The 7,476-nt window shown below is 70.0% G+C and carries 7 protein-coding genes; all 7 read right to left on the minus strand.

Annotated elements, in window-relative coordinates:
• Positions 1-145: 145 nt before the first annotated feature.
• Entirely contained in the window at positions 146-1,504 is a 1,359-nt protein-coding gene (gene glmM / locus ACFXDJ_RS30120; RefSeq protein ID WP_384657424.1) for a phosphoglucosamine mutase, read from the minus strand.
• Between the two features lie 136 nt (positions 1,505-1,640).
• A complete protein-coding gene (gene rpsI / locus ACFXDJ_RS30125) occupies positions 1,641-2,159 on the minus strand; it encodes a 30S ribosomal protein S9 (protein WP_384657405.1) in 519 nt (172 codons plus the stop codon).
• Between the two features lie 42 nt (positions 2,160-2,201).
• On the minus strand, positions 2,202-2,645 hold the full coding sequence (gene rplM / locus ACFXDJ_RS30130; protein ID WP_384657408.1) for a 50S ribosomal protein L13: 444 nt from the start codon (positions 2,643-2,645) through the stop codon (positions 2,202-2,204).
• 232 nt (positions 2,646-2,877) lie between these two features.
• A complete protein-coding gene (locus ACFXDJ_RS30135) occupies positions 2,878-4,137 on the minus strand; it encodes a glycosyltransferase family 87 protein (RefSeq protein WP_384657411.1) in 1,260 nt (419 codons plus the stop codon).
• A gap of 65 nt (positions 4,138-4,202) precedes the next feature.
• Positions 4,203-5,831 (minus strand): ABC-F family ATP-binding cassette domain-containing protein, encoded by a 1,629-nt coding sequence (locus ACFXDJ_RS30140; RefSeq protein ID WP_384657414.1) that lies wholly within the window; start codon positions 5,829-5,831, stop codon positions 4,203-4,205.
• Positions 5,832-5,864: 33 nt separating this feature from the next.
• Positions 5,865-6,716 (minus strand): tRNA pseudouridine(38-40) synthase TruA, encoded by an 852-nt coding sequence (truA, locus tag ACFXDJ_RS30145; protein WP_384657417.1) that lies wholly within the window; start codon positions 6,714-6,716, stop codon positions 5,865-5,867.
• Positions 6,717-6,818: 102 nt separating this feature from the next.
• Entirely contained in the window at positions 6,819-7,280 is a 462-nt protein-coding gene (rplQ, locus tag ACFXDJ_RS30150) for a 50S ribosomal protein L17 (protein WP_371617437.1), read from the minus strand.
• Positions 7,281-7,476: the final 196 nt, after the last annotated feature.

Here is a 7,476-nt window from a genome sequence, read left to right on the forward strand (position 1 = left end):
CGCCCATCGCGCGGGGGCCCCCCCCCGCCCCCCCCCGGGGCCCCCCCCCGTCCCCCCCCCCACCCAACACCCCCCCCCCCCCCGCAACACCCCCCCCCCCCCCCCGGGGCCGGTCCTTCGAGACGGCTTCGAGGCGGCGAGGGCTCTAGCCGAGCGCCGACTTCACCACGTCGGCCAGCCGGCCGGCGACGGAGCCGGCCTGCTCGATGTCGGCGGCCTCCACCATCACCCGTACGAGCGGCTCCGTGCCCGAGGGACGCAGCAGTACGCGCCCGGTCGAGCCCAGCTCCCGCTCCGCCTCGGTGACGGCGGCGGCCAGCTCGGCCGAGGTCGTGACCCGGGACTTGTCCACGTCGGGGACGTTGATCAGCACCTGCGGCAGCCGGCTCATGACCCCGGCCAGCTCGGCGAGGGACTTGCCGGTCGCCGAGACCCGAGCGGCCAACATCAGGCCGGTCAGGGTGCCGTCGCCGGTGGTGGCGTGGTCGAGGATGATCACGTGGCCGGACTGCTCGCCGCCCAGCGCGTAGCCGTGCTCCTTCATCGACTCCAGGACGTACCGGTCGCCGACCCCGGTCTGCACGACGTGGATGCCCTCGGCCTCCATCGCCAGCTTGAAGCCCAGGTTGGACATCACGGTGCCGACCACGGTGTCCTCGCGCAGGTGACCGGCCTCGCGCATGGCCAGCGCCAGCACCGCGAGGATCTGGTCGCCGTCGATCTCGGCGCCGTTCGCGTCCACGGCGAGGCAGCGGTCGGCGTCCCCGTCGTGCGCGATGCCCAGGTCGGCTCCGTGCTCGACGACGGCCCGCTTCAGCAGACCGAGGTGGGTGGAGCCGCAGCCGTCGTTGATGTTCAGGCCGTCGGGCTCGGCGCCGATCGTGATGATCTCCGCCCCGGCCCGGGCGAAGGCCTCGGGCGAGACGAAGGCGGCCGCGCCGTGCGCCTCGTCCAGGACGACCTTGAGGCCGTCGAGGCGGTTCGGGAGGACGCCCATGAGGTGGGCGACGTACTTGTCGAAGCCCTCGGTGTAGTCGGAGACGCGGCCGACGCCGGAGCCGGTGGGCCGGTCCCACGGAGCGCCCGTGCGGTGGTCCTCGTAGACCGACTCGATGCGGTCCTCCAGCTCGTCGGCCAGCTTGTGGCCGCCGCGCGCGAAGAACTTGATGCCGTTGTCGGGCATGGCGTTGTGGCTGGCCGAGAGCATGACGCCGAGGTCGGCGCCCAGCGCACCGGTGAGATACGCCACCGCCGGGGTGGGCAGCACACCGACGCGCAGGACGTCCACGCCCGCGCTCGCGAGGCCCGCGACGACTGCGGCCTCCAGGAACTCACCCGAGGCCCGGGGGTCCCGGCCGACCACCGCGGTGGCCCGATGACCCGCGAACGTGCCCGCCTCGGCCAGTACGTGTGCCGCCGCGACGGAGAGGCCAAGCGCGAGCTCGGCCGTCAGATCCGCGTTCGCGACGCCTCGTACACCGTCCGTCCCGAAGAGTCGTCCCACTGTTGTCCTCCCGAGTTCACACTTCGCTTGTGACCACTTTTGCCAGTTACTTTGCCGCTTGTGGCGGTAAACGAACCGCCCCGGCAGCACGGAGAGTGCTGCCGGGGCGGTTTCGTTGCAGAACAGCAGGCGAAGATTAACGCTTGCTGTACTGCGGAGCCTTACGGGCCTTCTTGAGACCGGCCTTCTTGCGCTCGACCGCACGGTCGTCGCGGGAAAGGAAGCCGGCCTTCTTCAGCGCCGGGCGGTTGTTGTCGACGTCGGCCTCGTTCAGCGCACGGGCGACACCGAGGCGCAGGGCACCGGCCTGACCGGAGACGCCGCCACCCGAGATGCGGGCGATGACGTCGTAGCGGCCGTCAAGCTCAAGAAGCTTGAAGGGCTCGTTGACTTCCTGCTGGTGCACCTTGTTGGGGAAGTAGTCCTCAAGGGTGCGACCGTTGATCTTCCACTTGCCGGTGCCCGGAACGATCCGGACGCGGGCGATGGCGTTCTTGCGACGGCCCAGGCCGGCGGCCGGCTGGGGGTCGCCGAAGCGACCGGCAAGGGACTCCGAGGTGTAGTCACCCTCGACTACGTCCGCGGACTCGGTGGTGTATTCCTCGACGTTGCCCTCGAACTCTTCGATGACAGTCTCGGCGGTGGTCTCGGCCACGATGCTCCTCAGAATTTTCTACGTCTTAGGGGGTGGCCGGAACTACTGCGCGACCTGGGTGATCTCGAACGCCACCGGCTGCTGCGCAGCGTGCGGGTGGTTCTCGCCCGAGTAGACCTTCAGCTTCGAGAGCATCTGACGGCCCAGGGTGTTCTTGGGGAGCATGCCCTTGATGGCCTTCTCGACGGCCTTCTCCGGGTTGTTCGCCAGGAGGTCGTCGTAACGCACGGAGCGGAGACCACCCGGGTAGCCGGAGTGGCGGTACGCCATCTTCTGGGTCGCCTTGTTGCCGGACAGGTGAACCTTGTCGGCGTTGACGATGATGACGAAGTCGCCCATGTCCATGTGGGGGGCGTAAGTCGGCTTGTGCTTGCCCCGCAGGAGGGCAGCGGCCTGGGTCGCCAGACGGCCGAGGACAACGTCCTGAGCGTCGATGACGAGCCACTGGCGCGAGATGTCGCCGGGCTTGGGGCTGAACGTACGCACGCGTATGCCTTCGCTTCTTCAGTGGTGGGCATCCCCGAGGCGTGAGCCACAGAGGACGGGTCCTGACAAGGTCACCACGGACGATCACGACAGCCCTGGTCACAACGGAGACGCAATCCGTGTGAACCGCTGGTCATCGGCCCGGTGGACCGGCGTAATGCCCTCTCACGTGAGAATGAGCAAGCCAAAACGCATGACGAACCAGCAGGATACCCGTGAAGCCCAAGAAGGGTCAAAACGCGGTCCTCGACCCCGTCTCAACGGGTGTCGCGGCGCACTCCGGTTCGGTCCTGGGTAGGGACCCCGCAGTTCGTACGGGTTCCACCATAACCCGAACCCGGCGCAGAGAACGCCGCGCCAGCAATCCGGCGAGCGAGCACAGGGTCACCATGTCCTTGAAGGCACGGCGCTTGTGCTCGAACTCCGACGGCCACGGGATGCCCGCGGTCTGCGGCACCAGAGCCAGCCAGAACCAGGGCGAGCGCGGCATCGAGCCCGCCCGCACCCCCGAAACCAGCAGCAGCGGAAGCACCACCAGCAGGTAGTGGTCGAAGGACGGCCGCGACACCAGGAAAGCGGCGAGCATCACCATGCAGGCCGTCTCCACCAGCCTCAGCTCGCCCTGGTCCCCGTCCGTCTCCACCGGCCGCCGCCAGCGCCGCCAGGCCGCCCAGAGACCGCACCCGGCCCCCGCGAAGGCGACCAGCACCGCCACCGGCTCCGGCACCCCCAGCCGCGGCAGCGCCGCGATGGGCGAGGCGTCCCACGGCAGCGCGTAGGAGTCCTGGCCGTGCAGCAGGAACGGCAGCGTCTTGGTGAAGAACAGCATCGGGTGCGGCATCATCAGCGCCCCGGCCAGCGACAGCCCCACGGGCACCCCGACGGCGAGCGCCAACCCCCGCCACTGCCGCGCGAGGACGAAGAGCAGCCCGATCGGCACCAGCATCGGCTTGCACGCGATGGCCAGGCCCACCACCAGCCCGGCGGCCCCCCAGGACCGCCGGTGCGCCAGCAGCAGCGCCACCGGCAGGGCGGCGGCCGAGATGGCCGTCCAGTTCCCGATGAGCACGAGGTTGATGTACGGCTTGTAGGCCAGCGCGAACAGCCCGAAACCGCCCACCGCGAGCCGGGAGCGCACCGGCACCGAGAACAGCTTCAGCGCGGCCCACCAACCGGCCCCGACGAGCCCGGTCATCCCCAGCGGCAGCACGCAGCGCAGCAGGGGGGCCGGCAGCAGCGCCTCGGGGATCGCCATGATGACGGCGCTGGGGAGGTAGAGGAAGCGCTTGTCCTCGTACGGGGACACCCCGGTGAGCAGGGCGTCCGCCGCCTTGACGACGAAGGCGTTGTCCGAGCCCCAGTTCACCCGCAGGCTCGCCGAGACCGCGACCGCGAGCAGGATCACCAGGGTCACGGCCCGCCAGGACCGGGGGGCGGGCCGCAGCAGCCACGCCACCCGCCGGTCCCAGGAGGACGGGGTGTCCCACTTCATGACCCAGACAGTAGGCCGCAGTCCCACGACGACTTCCCCTCGACCAGATCGGGGGCCGTCGCCCCCTAGCGCTTGCGCTCGACCCTACGTTCGTCCCAGACGGGCTCCGTAGTCTCCCGCACAACACCGTCCGAACCGAAGACCAGATAACGGTCAAATGTGCGGGCGAACCACCGGTCGTGCGTGACGCACAACACAGTGCCGTCGTACGCCTCCAGCCCGTCCTGCAGCGCCTCGGCCGATTCCAGGTCCAGGTTGTCCGTCGGCTCGTCCAGGAGCAGCGCCGTCGTACCCGCCAGTTCCAGCAGCAGGATCTGGAAACGCGCCTGCTGACCGCCCGAGAGCTTCTCGAAGGGCTGCTCGCCCTGCCGCTCCAGCTCGTAGCGGCGCAGCGCGCCCATCGCCTGGCCCAGGGGCTTGGCCGCCTCCGTCCACAGGATGTCGACGAGCGTGCGGCCGAACAGCTCCGGGTGGGCGTGGGTCTGCGCGAAGTGGCCGGGGACCACGCGGGCGCCGAGCTTCCAGGTACCCGTGTGCTTGACGTCCTCCCCCGCCATCAGGCGCAGGAAGTGCGATTTGCCGGAGCCGTTCGAGCCCAGGACCGCGACCCGCTCCCCGTAGAAGACCTCCAGGGAGAAGGGCTTCATCAGCCCGGTGAGCTCCAGGTTCTCGACGGTGAGCGCGCGCACTCCCGTACGGCCGCCCTTGAGGCGCATCCTGATGTCCTGCTCGCGGGGCGGCTCCGGGGGCGGGCCGGCCTCCTCGAACTTCTGGAAGCGGGTCTGCATCGCCCGGTAGCGCGAGGCCATGTCCGGGCTGGACGCGGCCTGGCCGCGCAGCCGCAGCACCAGGGCCTTCAGCCGGGCGTGCTCCTCGTCCCAGCGCCGCTTGAGCTCCTCGAAGCGCGCGAAGCGCTCCTTGCGGGCCTCGTGGTACGTGTCGAAGCCCGAGCCGTGCACCCAGACGTCGGAGCCCGTCGGGCTCGCCTCCAGGCTGATGATCTTCTCGGCGGCCTGGGTCAGCAGCTCCCGGTCGTGCGAGACGAACAGCACCGTCTTGCGGGTGGCCTTCAGCTGGTCCTCCAGCCACCGCTTGCCCGGGACGTCCAGGTAGTTGTCCGGCTCGTCGAGCAGCAGCACCTCGTCCGGCCCGCGCAGCAGCGCCTCCAGGACCAGCCGCTTCTGCTCACCGCCCGAGAGCGTGCGCACCTCGCGGAACTGCGCCGAGTCGTACGGGATCGCCAGCGCGGCCATCGTGCAGACGTCCCACAGCGTCTCCGCCTCGTACCCCTGCACGTCGGCCCAGTCGCTCAGCGCCTGCGCGTAGGCCATCTGGGCGGCCTCGTCGTCCACCGTCAGGATCAGCTGCTCGGCGCGGTCCACGGCCTTCGCGGCCTCGCGGATCCGCGGTTGGGCCACCGAGACCAGGAGGTCCCGTACGGTCGTCTCGTCCCGGACCGAGCCCACGAACTGCGACATCACGCCGAGGCCGCCGGAGACGGTGACACCGCCGCCGTGCGGCTGGAGCTCGCCGGAGATCATCTTCAGCAGGGTGGTCTTGCCGGCCCCGTTCGCCCCGACGAGGGCGACGACCGACCCCTCCCCCACCCGGAAGGAGACGTCGGGGAGCAGTACCCGCCCGTCGGGAAGGTAGTACTCCAGGTGGCTGGCTTCAAGATGTCCCATGCCGGGCATTGTCCAGGTCCGCCGCCGTTCCACCCAAACTGATTAGCAGCAGCCCTTGCCCGGCAGTGTGCGCAGGTTCCGCGCCTCCTTGCTGCGGGCGGCCAGCAGCTCGTCGGCCGGGTAGCCGACCTCCTCCAGGGTCAGCCCGTGCGGCTTGACCACGTGCACCGAGGAGTCCCGTACGGCCGCGCCCAGCACCTTGCCGGGCCAGTCGGTCGGCCGGTGTCCGTCACCGACGTGCAGCAGGGCGCCGACGAGCGAGCGGACCATGTTGTGGCAGAAGGCATCGGCGCGGACGGTCGCGGTGATGATCCCGTCCTCGTCCCGCACCCAGCTGAGCTGCTGGAGCGTACGGATCGTCGTGGCCCCCTCGCGCTTCTTGCAGTACGCGGCGAAGTCGTGCTCCCCGACCAGCGCGGCGGCGGCCTCGTTCATCGCGTCCACGTCGAGCGGCCACTGATGCCAGAGCACGTGGCCGCGGCGCAGCGGGTCGACGCCGGCCTGGTGGTCGCCGACGCGGTAGGCGTAGCGGCGCCAGATCGCGGAGAACCGCGCGTTGAACCCGGCGGGGGCCTCGGCGGCCTTCCACACCCGTACGTCGTGCGGCAGCCGGCCGGCGAGCCGGCGCAGCAGCTTGTCCTGGTGCTCGGCCCACACCTCGTCGCGCACGTCGAACTGCGCGACCTGCCCGCGTGCGTGCACGCCCGCGTCGGTACGCCCGGCCACGGTCAGCTCGACCGGGTCCGGGAGCCGCATCACGGTCTGCAGCGCGGATTCCAGCTCGCCCTGGACGGTCCGCAGCACGCGCTGCTTCGCCCAGCCCGAGAAGTCCTTGCCGTCGTAGCTCAGGTCCAGCCTGACCCGGACGTGTCCGGGCTCCACCTCGTCACTCACGTGACAGATCCTCTCAGAAGCACAGGAATGCAGAACGGGCCCGCCCCGGTAAGGGGGCGGACCCGTTCAGAGCCGATCAAGCGAGCTCGATCCCTTGCGGGATCAGGCCTCCTTGGTCTCCTCGGCGGTGGCCTCGACAGCCTCCGCCTCCTTGACCGCGCGCTTGGTGGCGGCCTCGGCCTCACCGGTGGCCTGCTGGGCGACCGTAAGGGCCTCGACCAGCTCGATCACGGCCATCGGGGCGTTGTCGCCACGACGGTTGCCGATCTTGGTGATGCGCGTGTAACCACCGGGGCGGTTCTCGTAGCGCGGGGCGATCTCGGTGAACAGCGTGTGCACGATGCTCTTGTCCGTGATCGTCTGCAGCACCAGGCGACGGTTGTGGATGTCGCCCTTCTTGGCCTTGGTCACCAGACGCTCGGCGTAGGGACGCAGGCGGCGGGCCTTGGCCTCGGTGGTGGTGATGCGGCCGTGCTCGAAGAGCGCCTTCGCGAGGTTCGCGAGGAGGTGCTTCTCGTGCGCGGCGCTGCCGCCCAGACGGGCACCCTTTGCGGGACGCGGCATGGTCATACTCCTTCATATCTGCACCGGCCGTGTCAGGTACCGGTGTCAGTTCCCTCAGGCGGTTGCAAGAGGGGGGTGTGGGGGGCATGATCCCCCCCCAACAATTTTTGTTGTTAAGGTCGTGCTCGCAGAAACACGCGGACGCGTCGTGGGCGGCGCCGAATGAGGTGGCGGCGGCGGGCGGGGCGGATAACGG

Origin of the sequence: Streptomyces sp. NPDC059443, from assembly GCF_042750105.1 — a bacterium.
Lineage (GTDB): Bacteria > Actinomycetota > Actinomycetes > Streptomycetales > Streptomycetaceae > Streptomyces.

What these genes read in the sequence shown, in the direction of transcription:
- ACFXDJ_RS30135 (WP_384657411.1), bottom strand. Translation starts at nt 4,137, where the DNA reads ATGAAGTGGGACACCCCGTCCTCCTGGGACCGGCGGGTGGCGTGGCTG.
- ACFXDJ_RS30140 (WP_384657414.1), bottom strand. Translation starts at nt 5,831, where the DNA reads ATGCCCGGCATGGGACATCTTGAAGCCAGCCACCTGGAGTACTACCTT.
- rplQ (WP_371617437.1), bottom strand. Translation starts at nt 7,280, where the DNA reads ATGCCGCGTCCCGCAAAGGGTGCCCGTCTGGGCGGCAGCGCCGCGCAC.